This window comes from Dickeya poaceiphila, assembly GCF_007858975.2.
Lineage (GTDB): Bacteria > Pseudomonadota > Gammaproteobacteria > Enterobacterales > Enterobacteriaceae > Dickeya > Dickeya poaceiphila.
On the sequence record NZ_CP042220.2, the window covers coordinates 1,610,393 to 1,628,688 of the forward strand.

The 18,296-nt window shown below is 42.5% G+C and carries 12 protein-coding genes and 1 tRNA gene; 10 read left to right on the forward strand and 3 right to left on the reverse strand.

Annotation, left to right across the window (positions count from 1 at the left end):
* Window positions 1-30 precede the first annotated feature (30 nt).
* The 8 genes from Dpoa569_RS07260 to phoH all read left to right on the forward strand — a co-directional run bounded on the left by Dpoa569_RS07260 (window position 31) and on the right by phoH (window position 12,874).
* Window positions 31-3,483 carry an O-linked N-acetylglucosamine transferase family protein gene (locus Dpoa569_RS07260; protein WP_227983151.1) on the forward strand — a complete coding sequence of 1,151 codons (3,453 nt, stop codon included), beginning with the start codon at window positions 31-33 and terminating at the stop codon, window positions 3,481-3,483.
* A 162-nt stretch (window positions 3,484-3,645) separates the two neighbouring features.
* Complete coding sequence (locus Dpoa569_RS07265; RefSeq protein ID WP_042871258.1) at window positions 3,646-4,767, forward strand: DegT/DnrJ/EryC1/StrS family aminotransferase; 1,122 nt, start codon at window positions 3,646-3,648, stop codon at window positions 4,765-4,767.
* Window positions 4,768-4,827: 60 nt separating this feature from the next.
* Window positions 4,828-6,009: an ATP-grasp domain-containing protein gene (locus tag Dpoa569_RS07270; protein ID WP_042871256.1), complete on the forward strand. Its 1,182-nt coding sequence runs from the start codon at window positions 4,828-4,830 to the stop codon at window positions 6,007-6,009.
* Window positions 6,006-7,133, forward strand: coding sequence for a Gfo/Idh/MocA family protein (locus tag Dpoa569_RS07275; RefSeq protein ID WP_042871253.1), 1,128 nt, complete (start codon window positions 6,006-6,008; stop codon window positions 7,131-7,133). Before Dpoa569_RS07270 ends, Dpoa569_RS07275 begins: the two co-directional genes overlap by 4 nt.
* A 101-nt stretch (window positions 7,134-7,234) precedes the next feature.
* Window positions 7,235-9,598: a glycosyltransferase gene (locus Dpoa569_RS07280; RefSeq protein ID WP_050569461.1), complete on the forward strand. Its 2,364-nt coding sequence runs from the start codon at window positions 7,235-7,237 to the stop codon at window positions 9,596-9,598.
* A 620-nt stretch (window positions 9,599-10,218) separates the two neighbouring features.
* Complete coding sequence (locus tag Dpoa569_RS07285) at window positions 10,219-10,941, forward strand: RNA polymerase sigma factor FliA (protein WP_042871250.1); 723 nt, start codon at window positions 10,219-10,221, stop codon at window positions 10,939-10,941.
* 52 nt (window positions 10,942-10,993) lie between these two features.
* Window positions 10,994-11,506, forward strand: coding sequence for a flagella biosynthesis regulatory protein FliZ (gene fliZ, locus Dpoa569_RS07290; protein WP_042871248.1), 513 nt, complete (start codon window positions 10,994-10,996; stop codon window positions 11,504-11,506).
* A gap of 579 nt (window positions 11,507-12,085) precedes the next feature.
* On the forward strand, window positions 12,086-12,874 hold the full coding sequence (gene phoH, locus Dpoa569_RS07295; RefSeq protein ID WP_042871246.1) for a phosphate starvation-inducible protein PhoH: 789 nt from the start codon (window positions 12,086-12,088) through the stop codon (window positions 12,872-12,874).
* A gap of 66 nt (window positions 12,875-12,940) precedes the next feature.
* Here phoH and Dpoa569_RS07300 read toward each other — a convergent pair whose 3' ends face one another.
* The 3 genes from Dpoa569_RS07300 to Dpoa569_RS07310 form a co-directional block, all read right to left on the reverse strand.
* A complete protein-coding gene (locus tag Dpoa569_RS07300) occupies window positions 12,941-14,545 on the reverse strand; it encodes a methyl-accepting chemotaxis protein (protein ID WP_042871244.1) in 1,605 nt (534 codons plus the stop codon).
* A gap of 441 nt (window positions 14,546-14,986) precedes the next feature.
* Window positions 14,987-15,076 (reverse strand) — tRNA-Ser (locus Dpoa569_RS07305).
* Between the two features lie 185 nt (window positions 15,077-15,261).
* Complete coding sequence (locus tag Dpoa569_RS07310; protein ID WP_042871242.1) at window positions 15,262-15,900, reverse strand: RpiB/LacA/LacB family sugar-phosphate isomerase; 639 nt, start codon at window positions 15,898-15,900, stop codon at window positions 15,262-15,264.
* A gap of 295 nt (window positions 15,901-16,195) precedes the next feature.
* Between Dpoa569_RS07310 and betI the strand changes: the two genes are divergently transcribed.
* Window positions 16,196-16,810, forward strand: coding sequence for a transcriptional regulator BetI (gene betI, locus Dpoa569_RS07315; protein ID WP_042871240.1), 615 nt, complete (start codon window positions 16,196-16,198; stop codon window positions 16,808-16,810).
* Window positions 16,811-16,812: 2 nt separating this feature from the next.
* Complete coding sequence (gene betB / locus Dpoa569_RS07320; protein ID WP_042871238.1) at window positions 16,813-18,285, forward strand: betaine-aldehyde dehydrogenase; 1,473 nt, start codon at window positions 16,813-16,815, stop codon at window positions 18,283-18,285.
* Window positions 18,286-18,296: the final 11 nt, after the last annotated feature.

Consider the following 18,296-nt stretch of genomic DNA (forward strand, 5'->3'; position numbering starts at 1 on the left):
ATTTACATAAAGTATGGAAGGAATGCTCTTGTGATCATCTCAGATACATCATTTTTAGTAGAAAATAATTCCAACGCGAGTGATGATACTGACAAGTCACTATCGCACACTATCACTTCCCCCATTCCTTACACTGCTCCTTTCCATCTGCAAGCAACGTCTCATCTATATGGTATTCGTACCACTGCCCCAGAAAATGCCAGAGTACTGGAGATTGGATGCCGGGATGGTGGTAATTTATTACCTTTCGCGTTGGCCAATCCTAAATCACAAGCTATCGGTGTTGATTTAGATGCTGAATCTATTGAAAAAGGTAATTCGTTAATAAAGCAGCTTGATTTAAATAATATCATGCTGTTTTCGGTTGATTTGCAATCTTTAATGACTTGCGAGCTTGAACCGTTTGATTACATTATCGTCCATGGCCTTTTCAGTCTGATTGGTGGTGAAACGCGCGAGGCATTGCTGAAGTTTTGTTGTAAGCATTTAACGCCTCAAGGGATTATCTGCTATAGCTATAATACTTATCCTGGTTGGAAAACAGGGGAAATACTGCGTGATGCAGTTCAATTGCATAGCAGTCTTGCAACTGACGATAACATGGCGCAGTCAAGCGCAAGAGCTATGTTGACTTACCTGTCACTAGGGACCTCTCCTGATAACCCTCAGAATCAAGCATTGAAATCCTTCATTGAACAGGCTGAAAAACAATCTGATGTAGATTTTGGGCTACATTACTTGCAAGGATTGAATCAGCCTTGCTATTTTGTTGATTTTTATTCTCAAATACAGGGTATTGGATTAGCGTACGTTGGTGATGCGCAAGCTTTTACCGAGTTGGCAGCTCATTATGGGGAACGTGTAGCTGAATTACACCAAACAATTTGCCCTAAGAATATTACGTATTTGCGTCAGCAATATCTTGACTTTGCCGTTAATCGTTCCCAACGATTTAGTATTCTTGTGCCACAGGCGAGAATGGGGGAGGTGCTAGCTGAACCTGATCTAACGAAATTGGTGGATTATAGCTGGGCGGGTAATTTCCAGCGAATGATGTTTGATGGTGATACTGCAAGGAATGCGCATATATCTGGTAATGGTGAAACGATCAGTACTGATAATTTAATCGTATTGAGTATATTGGATTCTCTTGGAGAGGCATGGCCAAATAGCCTTAGCACGGAACAATTGATTTTCAATACTCAGCAGCCTGAAAAAGAAGTGGAAGATCACCGTGAAAAGGTTTTGGAGGCATTAAAGCATCTTTTTTTAAAGGGTATTAATGGCCTTTATTATCATCTGGGAAATAATGCTTACTCGCTTTGCAGTAGTAAAGTATTAACTGCATTGCCTAAACTCATATCATCTCAATTATCGTTTAATTTTTGGCATGAAGCAGTTTCACTCGATGAGTCTGATAGGCTGTTTTTGCAACAACTCTCTTCACTCGATGAGAATCTGGATGATGAAACATGTCGTCAGATCTGGAGTCTACGGAATAAAGGTGTCATCTGGGGAAAAACACAGGCATGGCGAGAATTTCTGCAAAAAGCTATTTTGGTGACAGATATCTCCCAGGTAGGGAATTATGCACCATCATTAGTAATGTATTCTACAGCAGTTCATGTCGGTGGTTTAATTGAAACAGAGACATCAGTAGTTAATAAAAGGAATAAACTACAAAATAAAAACCAATTAAATCGAAAATTCTATGATGAAATCGAGCGTACGATATCAATTGGACTTTTTTCTGAAACACGCACCAAAATAGAAGATATGATATCTTCTAGCCCGACGGCTATTTCATCTTGGTATCCGTTCGTGAATCTTTGCTTTAAAATGGGCGATATAGATAGTGCATTCAAGATTGTTGCCAAAGCAATTTCGATTAACTCCTATAGTTGGGAGTTTTATGTACATTTGGTTATGTGTTTTTGGAAGAAAAATAAATTGCATCATGGTATTACCCTAGTAAAAAAAATACTTCGATGTGATAAGAAAAATGGTTTGGCATGGGATTCAATGGGGTTGTTGCTTAGTGTTCTACAAAATTTTGATTCAGCTTTGCTATGTATGGAAAAAGCTCTTTCATTAGAGCCTGAAAATTCTGCTTTTGTCAGTCACATGGGGATGGTTTGTCATAATCTAGGTCATAAGGACGCTATTAATTATCATCGTAAAGCGATTTCGCTCATGCATGATACGGATATGACTTTATTTCCTCAATATAGTAATTTCCTGTTTGGGCTATCCCATGACATAAATATAACTGCCTCTGAATTGCTCGAAGAACACATAAAATATGGTAAGAGAGTCGAGGCATTTGCTTCTCGTCATAATAGTAAATTTAGTTTTCAATTAAATAAAGATCCTGAAAGGCCGCTTCGAATTGGTCTTGTTTCTGGTGATTTAGGTAATCATCCAGTAACAAATTTTTTGGAGCCAATCTGGAATGCGGTTGATCGAAATAAATTTTCTCTTTATGCCTATTCAAGTTTTAAGCGTAAAGATGAGAAAGCAGAGGCTTTAAAACGTACTGCTGCTGGCTGGCGTGACGTTGATCAAATGGGCGATCTGGAAATGGCAACGCTCATTAATAAAGATGAAATTGATATTATTATCGATCTTTCAGGTCATACGGCTTACAACAGGTTACCGGCGTTAGCATTGAAACCTGCACCAATTCAAATGACTTGGATAGGCTATCCTGGTACGACAGGGATGAGCACTATGGATTATATCTTGCTTTATAAGCATTTTATTGGCAGAGGTAATTTGGAAAGTACGATTATAGAAAAACCCATTTATATACCATCAGTGAAGTTTTTTGAACCTAACAAGAATAGTCCTGATGTCAATATATTACCTGCATTGAAGAATGGTTACTTAACTTTTGCAAGCTTCAATCGACCACAAAAAATTTCCGATGAAACACTGGCTTTTTGGGCGAAAATACTTGTTGCCTTACCTACCTCCCGTCTGATTATGGGGTATATGACGGGTCAGGAGACGATCAATTATTTACGCGGCAAGTTAGTTGAGTTTGGTGCTAAAGATGAGCAACTCATATTTCGCATGAGAACAAGTCTTGATGAGTATTTGTACATGCATCATGAAGTGGATATTTTATTAGACACTTACCCTTATACTGGTGGAACGACAATCGGTCATGCATCGTGGATGGGGGTTCCTGTTTTAACACGTGAAGGTGATTCTTTGGCATCAAAACAGAGTGCTGTAATTATGAGAATATTAGGATTAGATGAGTTTATTGCTCAAAGTGATGAAGAGCTAATATCAAAAGCACAATACTGGAATAATTCTCTAGATGATTTGAGTAAAATTCGTTCCAGTATGCGTAGTATTATGGCTGCTAAAATTAATTCTATGGATTCACCATCCATGTATTTTGAAAAAGCGATGCGTAAAGCATGGCAAATTTACTGCTCAGGTGATCAGCCTCGATCATTCTCTATTGAGTGATGAGTGAGGAAAGCAAGTAATAGACGCTGATAATAAAAAATGATGGTTGTGTCACATAGCGGAGCTGGTATTGATAATGTTCCGTTATATGGTGGCAAACGAAAATGACGCAATAATGTCGCGGTTATGCATGATGGCATAGCTGCTAGGGACAGGTGAATGATGAGCAAAAACATCTATGTAACAAGCCCTTTACTGCCTCCACTTGATGAGTTTATGCCCTATATGGAAAAGATATGGGATAACAAATATCTGACAAATGGTGGACCTTTCCATCAACAACTTGAGAAGTCTCTGGCTGAGTATCTGGGTGTTAAGCATCTGTGCTTGTTCACAAACGGCACACTAGCTCTATTGACAGCATTGCAGGCGTTGCGAATCACCGGTGAAGTTATTACCACTCCTTATTCGTTTGTGGCAACGTCTCACTCTTTATTATGGAATAATCTCAAGCCGGTTTTTGTTGATATTGACCCGATCACCTGCAACCTGGATCCTAAAAAAATTGAAGAGGTGATTACACCACTTACGTCCGCTATTCTGCCTGTTCATTGTTACGGTATTCCCTGCGATGTTGATCGTATACAGGAAATTTCGGATATTTATGGTTTAAAGGTGATTTATGATGCTGCCCATTCCTTCGGTGTAAAAAAAGATGGTACCAGTATCTTGAATTATGGAGATCTTTCTATTCTAAGTTTTCATGCGACCAAGGTATTCAATACCATTGAGGGTGGGGCTATTATTTGCCCTGATGCTAAAATGAAGAAGCGAATAGATTATCTGAAAAATTTCGGTTTTTCAGATGAGACAACTATTGTAGCTCCGGGCATTAACGGAAAAATGAACGAAGTGCAGGCAGCATTTGGTCTATTACAATTGAATTATATTGATCAAGCGCTGGAAGATAGAAAAAGTATTTATCATTATTATCGGAATGGCCTTGAAACTGTTCATGGTCTTAGAATGTTGGATATTCCCTCATCTATTGAATGGAATTATGCTTATTTCCCAATTCTTATGAGTGATTACTCTTTTGATATGCGGGAGAAATTATATAATTCCTTAAAAAGTAAAGGTGTTATGTCTCGCCGGTATTTTTATCCTTTAATTAGTACTTTCCCAATGTATCGTGGCCTTGAGAGTGCTAGTACTGCAAATTTGCCAGTTGCAACAGATATTGCGAATGCAGTGCTTTGCCTGCCTATTTATCCAGGGTTGGAAATCGATGATCAAGACAAAATTATCGACATCATCAAGCAGATACTCAGTCAGTATGCATGAAAACTCCCTTGGCCTCTGTATCTCTGAAGAGGTTGATGTTTTTATTTATAGAGAATAAATATGTCCACTATAGATGCTTTAATGCTTGATGCGGGTTTTTCTGCATTGCCACTGCTGGAAGCGAGTATGGAGAAGGGAAAATCTGTTGCTGTGTGCAGTGGTAAGCCCAGTGATCCTGGACACCTTCGGGCAACGCATTCGATTGTCGAAGACTATTCTGACAAAGAGACGATTCTTAATATTGTCAAAAAAGGAAATATCAAGGCGATTTTGCCTGGTGTTACCGATGTCTCTTATGATACGGGAGCCTGGGTAGCTCAGGCGCTTGGTATGCCTGGTTTCGATCCAGTTGATATCACGAGGATTTTGCACAAAAAAGATTTTTTTCGAGCTTATGCTCAGCGTAAAGGTTTACCAGTACCCAAAGCGGTTAGTGATATTTCAGCTGTTGGACAATTAACTCTGCCTTTTCTTGTTAAACCGGTCGATTCTTACAGTGGCCGTGGTGTTTCACTGGTTCATCATGTGCAAGATATTCAATCGGCTTATCAGGCTGCAATAGCGGCTTCTGTCAGCGGTCAAGTAGTCATAGAAGAGTTCAAGGAAGGGTCATTACATAGTCATTCAGCATTTATCCGTAATGGTGAGATTGCCTGTGAATTTTTTGTTGATGAACATTGCACTGTTTATCCTTATCAGGTGAATAGCAGCTGTATCGCTCACAATATGAGTGATACGTTGAAAGATGCAGTAAGTGATTGTATTAGCGATATTGTCTCAGATTTGAAATTATGTGATGGTCTATTGCATACACAATTTATTGCTAGAGATGATACATTCTGGCTAATTGAGCTGACTCGACGTTGCCCAGGAGATCTGTATTCTCAACTGATTCGCTATTCTACTGGCGTACCTTATGCAGAATATTTTGTAGCACCATTTCTCTCAATTCAGTTACCGTTTAACAGCAAACGCCCATCTGCTCGAAATTATGTTGGCAGACATACGGTTTCTGTATCTGAGTCGACTATTTTCAATGCATTACGTTATCATCAATTGCCTGGAGCACTGTTGGAAAGTGTCGTGCTAAAGAAAAGTGGTGAGAAGCTGAATCCTGCACCAGGAGATAGGGCTGCTGTGGTATTTATGACATTTGATGATAAAACCGACTTGCTTAGTAATATTGTAAATCTGAAGAATCACTTTGTGGTAAGCCACTCTTTTTTGGAGACAAATAAATGAAAAGTATTGTAAGCAATAGAGTGGCATTGAAAATTGGATTTATTGGTGGAGGTATCAATTCAGCTGTTGGTGAAACTCATAAAATTGCATCACAGATGGATGGTCAATTCGAGTTGGTGGCTGGTTTTTTTAGCCGTCATGCTGATATTAACCATAAAACTGCCTCATGCTGGGGTATTAATGAAAACCGAGTATATGATGAGTTAGATAAGTTTTTAATTTCAGAAGCAGATAAATTGGATGCAATTGTTATTTTGACTCCAACACCAACCCATAAAGAAATTGTAATTGCCTGTCTTAAGTATAATTTGCCAGTTATTTGTGAAAAAGCATTAGCGACTAGTGTCGATGAAGTATTAGATATACAACGTATGTTAGTAAATGGCGCTAAACTTGCGGTGACATTTAATTATAGTGGTTATCCTATGATTCGTGAGCTACGTGAGCGTATTTTAGACGGCGAGTTAGGTAAGATCAGGCAGGTCATGATTGAAATGCCACAAGAAGGATTTTTGAGGCATTCTCGCGATGGTTCGGTGGCTAAACCTCAATATTGGCGGCAGTATGATGGTGATATTCCTACTGTATCACTCGATCTTGGTGTTCATGCACATCAATTAGTTGATTATGTTATTGGAGAAAAAGCACTAGATGTATATGCTATAAGTCACACATTTGGTGAAGTTTCGGGTGTAATCGATACAGTCCATTGTATTGCTAACTATACTAACAGTGTTGTATGTAATTATTGGTATAGCAAGTCTGCGCTTGGTTATAGAAATGGGTTACGAATTCGGGTATTTGGTAGCGAAGGTACTGCTGAATGGCTCCAGATGGACCCAGAGCATTTATATATGAGCGATATTAACGGTATTTCACGGATCGTTGATCGGACTCATCCAGATAATCGTGTTGCATCCCTTCCACGTTATAGTCGGTTTAAGGCTGGCCATCCGGCTGGTTTTATCGAAGCATTTGCAAACTACTATGAAGATATTGCGAGTTATTTGCGTGGCGATGACAACCATGATGTATTAGGTATTGATGTTGCTTTAGATGGCATTAAATTTTTAAGCAAAATTCATATGAGTACTGAACGAGGAGAAAGAATTAAAATCTGTTAAGTATTACTTGGAGATAAATTCTTATTTGATTTATATGAGTTGGGAAAGAAATTGGTATAGCAATCTTTTCTTTCCTCGGTTTAATAAGAGGAATAATTAGTATGTCATCGAAAGAACAAACAGCATATACTCCAATACATGTTCATCAGATAGATGATGTTGAACGATTTTTCTCTATAGTGATTCCTGTGTTCAATGGTGAAAAATTTATTCGAGATTGTTTGCTGAGTTTGGAAAAACAGGTCGCTTTATCTAATGGTACTAATTTTGAAGTGATCGTTGTTGATGACTGTTCTGATGATAATACTATTGAAATATTAAAGAATTCTAATTGTTGCTTCAATATTAGCGTGTATTCTACGCAGAAGAATAGTGGGCCAGGAATTGCCAGGAACATTGGTATCTCCACAGCACGTGGAAAATGGATAATATTTTTAGACTCAGATGATGCATTGAAAGATGATGCTTTATATTCACTATATGAATATATTAAAACACATGATACTCAAGTTGTTGGTTTTAACTGGCAATATGGTGGCGCACATTCTGCTGGTAAAAGTGGTAATCGTACAGATTTTGGTAGCTTGAGTAAAAATAAAAGAGAACTGATAAGTGATTATCTATCATTAAAAATGGATGGTTCTGTTATTTACTCAACAATAGAAAAAAAGCTTATTGTTGATAATAACGTATTCTTTTTTGATGGTTTTCATGAAGATGTAGATTTTATGCTAAAAATTTATTTTTTGGCTGAAAAAATCAGCATTTTTGATAAGATTGTTTATATAAAAAACAATCGTCAAGACTCTATAATAAATAATATTAAAAATGAGCATATTATTGGTTTTTTTCGAGCCTTTGAAGAAATAAGAAGCTTCCTGTTAACAAAAAATGCGCTAAGTTCTGTTCTCAATAAGCAATTATTTATGGGCGTTGTTGGTCTTATCGCGACAAGAGTTCGAGAAATTCAAAAATTAAATCCTGTAAATAAATTAGAATTATATCACTTGATATATGATCAATGGAAAGGCGTTGAAGGACATTTTAATACAAATAGGAAAGTACTAATTGAAACAAAATATTGGATGATTTACAGAAAATTTATTTCGGTTATGGAGCATGATCAAGCTAATGCTGTCACTGTATTAGATAAATTCATGGATGAAATAAAAGAAAAAAGCTGGAGTTGTTTTGACCTGCACCATTCTTTATTTCTTGCTCCAGATGAGATAAGAACTTGCTGTAAGCGATTTTTTGTTAATGGAATAATGAAAGGGGATGTTGTTTTATTAAATAACTCGAAATCAGATTCCCCTGATTTTAGTGAAGAAAATATTCTGAATGCTAAGCGAGAACTATACTTAAGATTAAATAAAGGAGAGGCAAGTGAGTGTAATGGATGCCCATTCCTGGAGTTTAAATCATGGGGCGGGATTGAAAAAGTAGCTCCAAAATATTTATCACTTGAATATCATTCTGTATGCAATATGAAATGTGAATACTGTAATGATACCTATTATGGAGGTAAAAAACCATCTTATGATGTATATGGGTTAATTAAATCCATCGATCTTTCTCAGTGTGAATCTATAGTGTGGGGAGGAGGGGAGCCAACAATTTTTCAAGGTTTTTCTGAAAGCCTTACCTATATTTCGGATAAATTCCCTTTAGTTAAGCAACGGGTTATTACGAATGCGACTAAGTATATTAAAGAGTTAAATGATGCAATAGATAAAGATCAGGCTATAACTGTAACAAGTATTGATGCCGGTACAAGAGAGAAATTTATTGAAGTTAGGAAAAATAAGAATTTTGACCGAGTGATAAATAACCTTGTCCGTTACTCAAGTAAAAATTCAAAAAACGTCACAATTAAATATATATTTACTGATAATAATAATGACGTCGAAGAGGTTTATGCTTTTGTTTCTCTTATTGCTAAAAATAAACTTTCAAAGTGTAATTTTCAAATCAGTTATAATTTTAAGAAAGAAAAAATTGACATAAAATCAGCGACTTCAGCCGTGTTGCTGTACGGATTGTTGGTAAAAGAACATTGTCGATATGTTTTCTTTGATGATCTGCTTCGACAGCGTTTATCTGCGGTATCATCAGACGAGTATGCTAGCCTTATCAATAATCTGGATACTCTGGGTTATTCTGATATTGTTGCTAATAAAGAGCATTATAGTGAAATTATAATTTGGGGAGCAGGTGCACAAACTAATCTTTTGTTAAATAGCACTATGTTCTTTAAAACAGTTAAAGTTAAATTTATTGTAGATAATACGCCGTCTAAGATAAATACTTCGCTGAACGGGATAGATATTTTTCATCCGGAAAAATTATTGGAGTGTGATACGCCAATTCTTATCTCTGCTGTTCAGGCTAGTCCGAGGATCTTAGAGGTTTTTGAACAAATGGGAATATCTCGTAATCGATTGATTACCGGACTTATTCTTTAATTTTTTATAGGTGGTCGAGCCATAGTAAGGATCGACTGTGTTTGAATCCTCTGGTATTTATCTCTTCAGACTGATTGATACTCATAAGACCAGTACCTATCGCAGGTAGGTACTGGCAGACTCAAATTTATCTACCTCATCTGTTTACCGTACATCTTATGCCACCGGTATTCGCCAGGATACCATTATTCTAGAGTCTATATTATATAGCATCGCATATTTATACCTCACTTCTCATCATATGAGGTCAGTGTTGATGCAGTCATCATCTGGCAAATGTAGCGCTATCATCAGAGGTTATTTAGATATACCTGTCACTGTATTAATTACAACATGTACCGCAAACATCAGTAGGTTAGAATCAAAAAAGGCGGAAATAGGACAATGGACGATATACTCTGAAGCAATATGTGTTACGTATCGCATAGCGCTATCATAACCTCTGTCAAAAACGAATGGATTATCTTATTATTCAGGAAAGGCTCGTATCTGAGACATTCTTAGTTAGCTATCAAAGATATCTGAAAAAAGCCTTTTTTCTACATCTGTTCTCCCGATTGCCATAGTATGCTAAACGCATAATGATGTTGAGCACCTTAATTTTATAGGTATTTATCACTGTGAGCGAACTGTATACCGCTGAAGGCACAATGGATAAAAATTCATTATGGAAGCGCTATGTTCCTTTGGTGCGCCATGAAGCCTTACGTTTACAGGTTCGTCTCCCGGCAAGCGTTGAGCTTGATGATCTCCTGCAAGCAGGGGGTATCGGGCTGCTCAGTGCCGTAGAGCGCTATGACTCGTTGCAAGGTACGGCATTTACTACCTATGCCGTGCAACGTATCCGTGGTGCGATGCTGGATGAGTTGCGTAGTCGGGACTGGGCGCCACGTAGTGTCAGGCGTAACGCTCGGGAAGTGGCGCAGGCGATGCAGCAGGCTGAACAGTCACTCGGTCGGGCTCCTTCCGAACAGGAAGTAGCCCAAACCCTGAATATCTCGCTGGAGGAATATCGCCAGATACTTCTGGATACTAACAATAGCCAGTTGTTTTCTTACGATGAATGGCGGGAAGAACACGGGGATAGTGCTGAGGCGTTACTGGAAGGGAACGAAGAAGCTAATCCGCTAAATCAACTGATGGATGTAAATTTACGCCAGCGGGTGATGGACGCGATTGAGAACCTACCAGAACGCGAAAAAATGGTGTTGACTCTCTATTATCAGGAAGAACTGAACCTAAAGGAAATTGGTGCGGTTCTGGAGGTGGGAGAGTCGCGCGTCAGTCAGTTGCATAGCCAGGCGATAAAGCGTCTGCGTGCGAAATTAATGAATGACGTTTAATTTTGGAGCACGCAGATATGTAGTTGTATCACATACTGTCAGGAATGGACTCATGCCCCAAACAATCAGGAAGAAGCAGCTTTTGAGCCGGTATTTGAAGGATTTCAAACACAGGCAAACACACTGCGCTAATTGTGCCAAAGAACTGGATCGTGTTTCGCTGGTGTTCCGTGATCAGCTCATCAATAAAAAGTCGATTGCCATGATGGATCGGCTGATTGATAACGCTATCTGGGAATCTGTGCAGGAAGAACTCATCCCATTATGCCGTTTTTGCAGTGAGGTTTACTGCAACACACATGCCAATTACTTCGATATTAAAGCGTTTACACAATATCTGATCGAGCAGACCGAGGTACGCCACAGCACTATGCGAGAATACGTCATTCGCTTACGGCGTCTGGATGAATTGCTGCTGGCGAAGAATTATCCACAGGATAACTTTACGTCGGACGGCAATATTCAGCAACGCGTGTGCGATTATTTACCTGATATCGAACAGAATACATACCGCAGTGCGCTAAGGAAGTATGATCAATATTTGTGCTGGCAGAAACATTACTAGTCTTCGGATTCCTCCGCTGGCCAGCGGAGGAAATCTCATTATCGTTAATCTCACATAGAGTTAATCAGGCTTATAGTCGGCACCATATATAGCTTCATGTTATGGAAGTGTAAAAAAACTTGCCATGTTGGGGCAAAATAGGCACTGTCATATTAATGACATCTGTAGGCGGTAATTTCTTCCAGAGATGTTGAATGCCTGATGCGACTAATCATTATTCATTCGAATAGTTATGTCACAGTGAGGAGCGCGAATGGTAGAGTCCTTCCCTGGACGGAATAGTCAGCAAATTCGCTCGTTTCTGCCGCCTTGTAGAGGCGGAGGCTCTTTCTCCCTCTTCGTTTTTCCACTGTCTCCCGTTTGTTGCGATAGGATCCATGGAGCAATCGTCGCTCCAGCCTCTACTCCCAATGCTGAGCGTGTCGTGATCCCCATAAAGGGCACGTTGCCTATTACGCATTGGTTTTATGTCATTTCACCTGCATTGCGGCTTAATAAGGAAGCCAAACCTCATTTTGTGAACAAAACACCATCGGCTCTGGGTCGAACGGTCAATGAAACAAACTGTAAGGTGCCACTATGGGAAGACAAAAAGCAGTGATCAAAGCGCGTCGTGAAGCTAAACGTGTCATCAGACGTGAATCGCGCAGCCATCGTCAGCGTGAAGAAGATTCGGTCACTTCTCTGGTTCAGTTGGGCGGCATTGAAGCTATCGGTATGGCGCGTGAGAGCCGCGACACCTCAGCGATTGAGGCGCGAAACCCAGCTCAGGAACATTACTTGTCTGCAATAGAAAATAAACAGTTAATCTTTGCCACTGGTGAGGCTGGTTGTGGCAAAACGTTTCTCAGTGCTGCCAAAGCGGCTGAAGCACTGCTTCATAAAGAGGTTGAACGCATTATCGTTACACGGCCAGTATTACAGGCTGAGGAAGATCTTGGCTTCCTGCCAGGCGATATCACGGAGAAGTTCGCACCCTATTTTCGACCGGTATATGACGTATTGCAGCGCCGGCTAGGGTCTTCCTTTTTGCAATATTGCCTGAGACCGGAAATCGCCAAAGTGGAAATTTCGCCGTTTGCCTACATGCGTGGGCGGACGTTCGAGAATGCTGTGGTGATTTTGGATGAAGCGCAGAACGTTACTGTCAATCAGATGAAGATGTTCCTGACACGTTTGGGCGAGAACGTCACAGTGATTGTCAATGGTGATATTACGCAGTGTGACTTGCCTGCTGGTGTAAAATCAGGTCTGCGTGATGCGCTGGAGAGGTTCAGGGAGGATGATATGGTAAGCATCGTTACCTTTGGTAAAGAGGATTGTGTCCGTTCTGAGCTCTGCCAGCGTACGCTGATAGCGTATTCCTGAACCTCGGTTGACGTGAAAATGAAAAGGGTTGCCCAGGCAACCCTTTTTACTGAAATACCAAGCCAATTAGTGATTACTGAGGCGCAAAGCGTTTATACCACTCATTGCATGTACCCCGGAGACGTTGGGGGTTCCTTGAAGTTTGAATACCTCTACCGACTGACGCAATCTGGATGCCTGCTCGTTGAGTGAATCGGCTGCAGAGGAAGCTTGTTCTACCATTGCGGCATTCTGTTGGGTGACGGCTTCCATCTGGTTAATGGCGGTATTAATTTGAGAGATGCCGCGACTTTGTTCTTCTGATGCCAGAGAAACTTCATTGACCAGATTGGACACGTTCTGAATCACCCCTTTCACATTGTTGATAGCTTCGCGAACTTCATCTGCCTGTACCGCGCCATGTTTTACGGCGGAAATTGCACTGTCTATCAGCGTTTTGATCTCTTTGGCAGCAGATGAAGAACGTTGGGACAATGTGCGAACTTCTCCGGCTACCACCGCAAAACCTCGGCCATGTTCACCCGCACGGGCCGCTTCCACCGCTGCATTCAGTGCCAGGATATTTGTCTGGAAAGCGATGCCCTCGATAAGGTTGGTGATATCGGCGACTTTCTCTGACCCGTGAGCGATATCTTCCATTGCGTGCATCATGCGTTGTACGGCTTCGTCGCCATGTTGAACAGCAACGCTTGCTTGTTGGCCCAGCTTATTAGCATGTGCGGTATTATCAACGTTACTTTCGATGGTAGATGAAATTTCATGCATACTGGCGGCGGTCTGTGCCAACGAAGAGGCTTGCTCTTCCGTTCTGGCTGAGAGATCTTCATTGGCGGCAGCAATCTCACCGGATGCGGTCGAAACGTTTTCGCTGGCAGAGCGAACGTCGGACAGTACCATTGCGAAGCGTTGGATCAGATTGTTGAAAGCGCCTGATGTCTGGCCGATTTCATCATTTTTGCTGGCATCGGCTTGTCGTGTCAGATCCAGATTCTCACTGACTGAAATCAGCGTTTGGCGCAGAGCATTCAGGCTGGTGCGTACATAGTTGATAATCACAGTAGACAACGTTCCGGCGGCGAGCAGTGCGGCTACAATCAACCCCATCAGCCCGAAAAACGCCTGCTTGAAGCTGGTGCTGTTCTGTTCCTGTAGTTTGTCAGCCAACGTGACATTGTAGTCGTACTGCTCCTGGAATCCTTTTACCAGCTTCTCTTGCGCCAGAGTCACATATCCCTGTGATGAGAAGGCTTTCTCTACAGCCTGACTATCGGTCTGGAATTGCTGAAACAGTTTATCTTTGGCTGACCGGAATTCATTCAGATATTGCAGATTATCATTAGCCATCTGCATATCTTTAGCATCAGAAATCAGATCCTTTTTATAAATAGCATTCAGTTTTTCAACTCTGGCGAGCGAATCGTCTAGTGCGCGTTTTAAGGTATTACGCTGTTGCTCTTCTCTGGTGAGAAACGTGAGTGCCAGCGCGCTACGTGCATCGTTTAATGTATTATTAGACTTCACCAGATTATCAAGGCTAGGTAACGTGTTAGTCATCACATATTCCAGACGGTCTTTTGACTGGCTAAGTGAATGAAGACCAAAACCACCGACACTAATCAGTGCAAGGGTGAATATGCTGATTGCAATAGCTAATTTCTTTACAATGGTCATGTTGGAATACTCCGCCAGGGAAAACGTGGTGGTAATAATGCAAAGGTATAGTGATCTTTCAGTGGTGAATTTATTTTTTTTAGATTAAGGAAACATTAATGAGGGTAGGGGAGCGATTTTTATTTATCTTTCCTGAAAAATATGAATCGAGTGATTATATTGCCTTCTGGATACTGATATGAATAAGCTCAATTCGGAGCTGGGACAATACAACATCTAATTGCGTGACGATACGTTAAATCATTTGATTGTCATGGGGATAGGCGCTGCTGCTTAAGCGTTGGCTTTATGGATGCTCAGGTTTACTCGTTTGGCGAATAGACCCGCGCGTTGCACTCGGCTTGCTGCGATCCTGTCGAGTACTGTGGTGATATTCATCCACGCATCACCGAATTAAAAACAAAAACCCCAGACGCAAGTCCGGGGTTTTTGTTTTTAATCTGGCGGTGAGGGAGGGATTCGAACCCTCGATACGTTTTCACGTATACACACTTTCCAGGCGTGCTCCTTCAGCCACTCGGACACCTCACCGGTTCGTCGCCACAGGGGCAACGGGGCGCTACTATAGGGAGTCGTCCGGTTATGGTCAAGCAGTATTTCCGGCTTTTAAAACGTCTGGCTAACTGTTGTGCGACCCGAACAAACGAGCACCATATTGCTGGCAAAAAAAGACCACCGTTGGGACGGTGGTCGGGTAACACCACACTCAGCTACATTTAGTTCAGCAGAGATTTGATGTAGTTGGTCAGTTCGGCGTCTTTGCTATTGGCAAAGAAATATTCCTGAAATTTCGAGCCGGCGATAGCGCCTTTAACCAGTTCCTGATCCAAACCTTTCAGAATGGTGATCAGATCCCGATAGGTCACCTCCTTGACGGCATCCAGGATTTTTTTGTTGCGCTGCTGCGGAGCAACGCGATCACTCGGATAGCCGCGACCACCTTCTTCTTTGAACAATTGTGTGAACAGGTTTTCCAGATTCAGTTCCGCACCCCAGCCAAAGCCTTTAGCGTAAGGCAAAGAAACCGCGTTGCCATTATTGATCTGAGAGAACAGGTAGGCGTCTGACGGATCAACAACCAGCCCACAGATTACGCCAGGGAAAGAGTTACAGGCCAGCATTGCACCTTGACCGGTACCACACCCCGTGACGACGAAATCAGCGGCACCGGAGTTGAGCAGGATAGCAGCCAAAATACCGTTTTGGATATAGGTCAACTGCGCAGCATCTTCAACGGTGTATTGACCGTAGTTATATACCGTATGGCCCAGCGGCTCCACGGCTTTGGTCAGCGCTGTAGCGATAATCTCGTTCTTTGCGGCCTGGCTGTTCTCGTTAATTAGTGCAATTTTCATGTTCGTTCCTTTACGTGTGCAGATAACTAAATTTTTAAAACATCATTTCATTTATCTGCTCAGTATACCTTGCTCGCCAGAAACCGCAAACCACCGGGTACTGTAATTGATCGCAAAAACGTGACCTGCTCGACCTCTCGCTATGGTTTTTTTTAAAGGCTTTGCAGGTTGCATTTATTTTTAATTGATCGTTCAATTAAAAATAAATGCAATGACGTTGCGTAAATAGACGGCAGTACGGCAGGTGCCGTCGCTATAAATCTGTAACAGGGGGTCACTATGTCTGGAGGTCACTATGCCTAAAGTCGGGATGCAGCCGATCAGGCGACAACAATTGATCGATGCCACCTTGATGGCTATCGATGAGGTGGGGCTTCACGAGGCATCGATTGCGCAGATAGCGCGTCGGGCGGGCGTCTCTGGCGGCATCATCAGTCACTATTTTCAGGACAAGAACGGCTTGCTTGACGCCACAATGCGCTATTTGTTGCATCTATTAGCAAACGCTGTCAGAACCCGCCTGGCAGCTCTGACCTCAGATGATCCCCGATTGCGGTTACATGCAATTGTGGCCGGCAATTTCGATGCAAGCCAAACCAATCCTGCGGCAATGAAGACCTGGCTGGCATTCTGGGCTTGCAGTATGCATTCCCCCGGCCTTTACCGGTTGCAGCGCGTCAGCAGCCGCCGGCTTTACTCCAACCTATGCGTTGAATTCCGTCGCTGTTTAGCGCTTGAAGACGCGCGTCGAGCGGCAAAAGGCTTGGCTGGGTTGATTGATGGATTGTGGTTGCGCACTGCGCTGAATGACAAGGCGGGGAGTCAGGATGAATCGTTAGCGGTTGCCTGCCATTTTATCGACAGTCTGTTGAAGACGGCACCTTGCGCGACATCTGAACAGGAGGGCTGATCATGTCACTTTATGGTTTACAGCCGTTGTTTATCCACGGCAAGCGTGCCAACAGCGACAGTGATGACACCTTTCCTGCCGTCAATCCTGCGACTGGCGAGATACTTGCCGAGTTGCAGGAAGCTACTGAGGGGGACATCCGTCGGGCGGTAACATCTGCACAGCAAGGACAATCTGTGTGGGCAGCGATGACGGCGATGCAACGAACACGCGTGCTGCTTCGTGCCGTAGCGATACTTCGTGAACGTAACGACGAGCTGGCATTGCTGGAAACTCAAGATACCGGTAAGCCGTTGTCAGAAACCAGAAGGGTGGATATTGCCACCGGAGCCGGTGTGCTGGAGTACTACGCTGGGTTGGCGCCATCACTGGAGGGGCAACAGATCCCATTGCGCGATACGTCTTTTGTCTACACCCGACGTGAACCGTTAGGCGTGATAGCGGCGATTGGTGCCTGGAATTATCCGCTGCAGATTGCGTTATGGAAATCTGCCCCGGCGCTGGCGGCAGGCAATGCCGTGATATTCAAGCCCAGCGAGGTAACCTCGTTGACCGCGTTGCAACTGGCGGAGATTTACCATGAAGCGGGGCTGCCATCCGGCGTATTTAATGTGCTGACCGGTGGTGGCAAAACCGTTGGTCAGGCACTGACTCGCCACCCCGGTATAGCCAAGGTATCTTTTACCGGCGGGGTCGTCAGCGGCAAAACGGTGATGGCGAATGCGGCCAAGTCCAGTCTTAAAGCGGTGACTCTGGAACTGGGCGGTAAGTCACCGCTGATCATTTTTGATGACGTTGATCTGAATAGGGCTGCAGATATCGCCATGGCAGCCAATTTTTTCAGTAGTGGGCAAGTTTGCACCCATGGTACCAGAGTGTTTATCCCAACCACGCTAAAGCCGATTTTTGAGCAGAAGATCCTTGAGCGAGTGGCTCGTATTCGTATGGGGGACCCAACAGACCTCACGGTGAATTTTGGACCGTTGGTAAGTATTGCCCATCAGAAATCAGTGTTGCGCTATATCGAACGTGGTAAGGAAGAGGGCGCTCGTTTGTTGATCGGTGGTGATGTGCCGAAGGGCGATGCGTTTTCCCGTGGTGCCTGGGTCACCCCCACCGTATTTACCGATTGCCGGGATGATATGACCATTGTGCGTGAAGAGATTTTCGGACCGGTGATGAGCATCCTCACCTATGACGCTGAAGATGAGGTGGTTCGGCGTGCCAATGGGACCAATTATGGTCTGGCGGCTGGCGTGGTGACACGGGATATCAGTCGGGCACATCGGGTTATCCATCAATTACAGGCTGGGATCGGCTGGATTAACACCTGGGGCGAGTCGCCGGCGGAAATGCCGGTGGGCGGTTACAAGCATTCGGGGTTGGGGCGTGAAAATGGTATTGCCACACTACACAGCTACACCCAAATCAAATCTATTCAGGTAGAACTAGGAGATTTTAATCCGATTTTTTAATACTGACGGAG

Bases quoted from the DNA above. Each gene is read 5' to 3' on its own strand.
- Dpoa569_RS07265 (WP_042871258.1), top strand. From the start codon at position 3,646: ATGAGCAAAAACATCTATGTAACAAGCCCTTTACTGCCTCCACTTGAT.
- Dpoa569_RS07270 (WP_042871256.1), top strand. From the start codon at position 4,828: ATGTCCACTATAGATGCTTTAATGCTTGATGCGGGTTTTTCTGCATTG.
- Dpoa569_RS07275 (WP_042871253.1), top strand. From the start codon at position 6,006: ATGAAAAGTATTGTAAGCAATAGAGTGGCATTGAAAATTGGATTTATT.
- Dpoa569_RS07280 (WP_050569461.1), top strand. From the start codon at position 7,235: ATGTCATCGAAAGAACAAACAGCATATACTCCAATACATGTTCATCAG.
- fliZ (WP_042871248.1), top strand. From the start codon at position 10,994: ATGCCCCAAACAATCAGGAAGAAGCAGCTTTTGAGCCGGTATTTGAAG.
- phoH (WP_042871246.1), top strand. From the start codon at position 12,086: ATGGGAAGACAAAAAGCAGTGATCAAAGCGCGTCGTGAAGCTAAACGT.
- Dpoa569_RS07300 (WP_042871244.1), bottom strand. From the start codon at position 14,545: ATGACCATTGTAAAGAAATTAGCTATTGCAATCAGCATATTCACCCTT.
- Dpoa569_RS07310 (WP_042871242.1), bottom strand. From the start codon at position 15,900: ATGAAAATTGCACTAATTAACGAGAACAGCCAGGCCGCAAAGAACGAG.
- betI (WP_042871240.1), top strand. From the start codon at position 16,196: ATGCCTAAAGTCGGGATGCAGCCGATCAGGCGACAACAATTGATCGAT.
- betB (WP_042871238.1), top strand. From the start codon at position 16,813: ATGTCACTTTATGGTTTACAGCCGTTGTTTATCCACGGCAAGCGTGCC.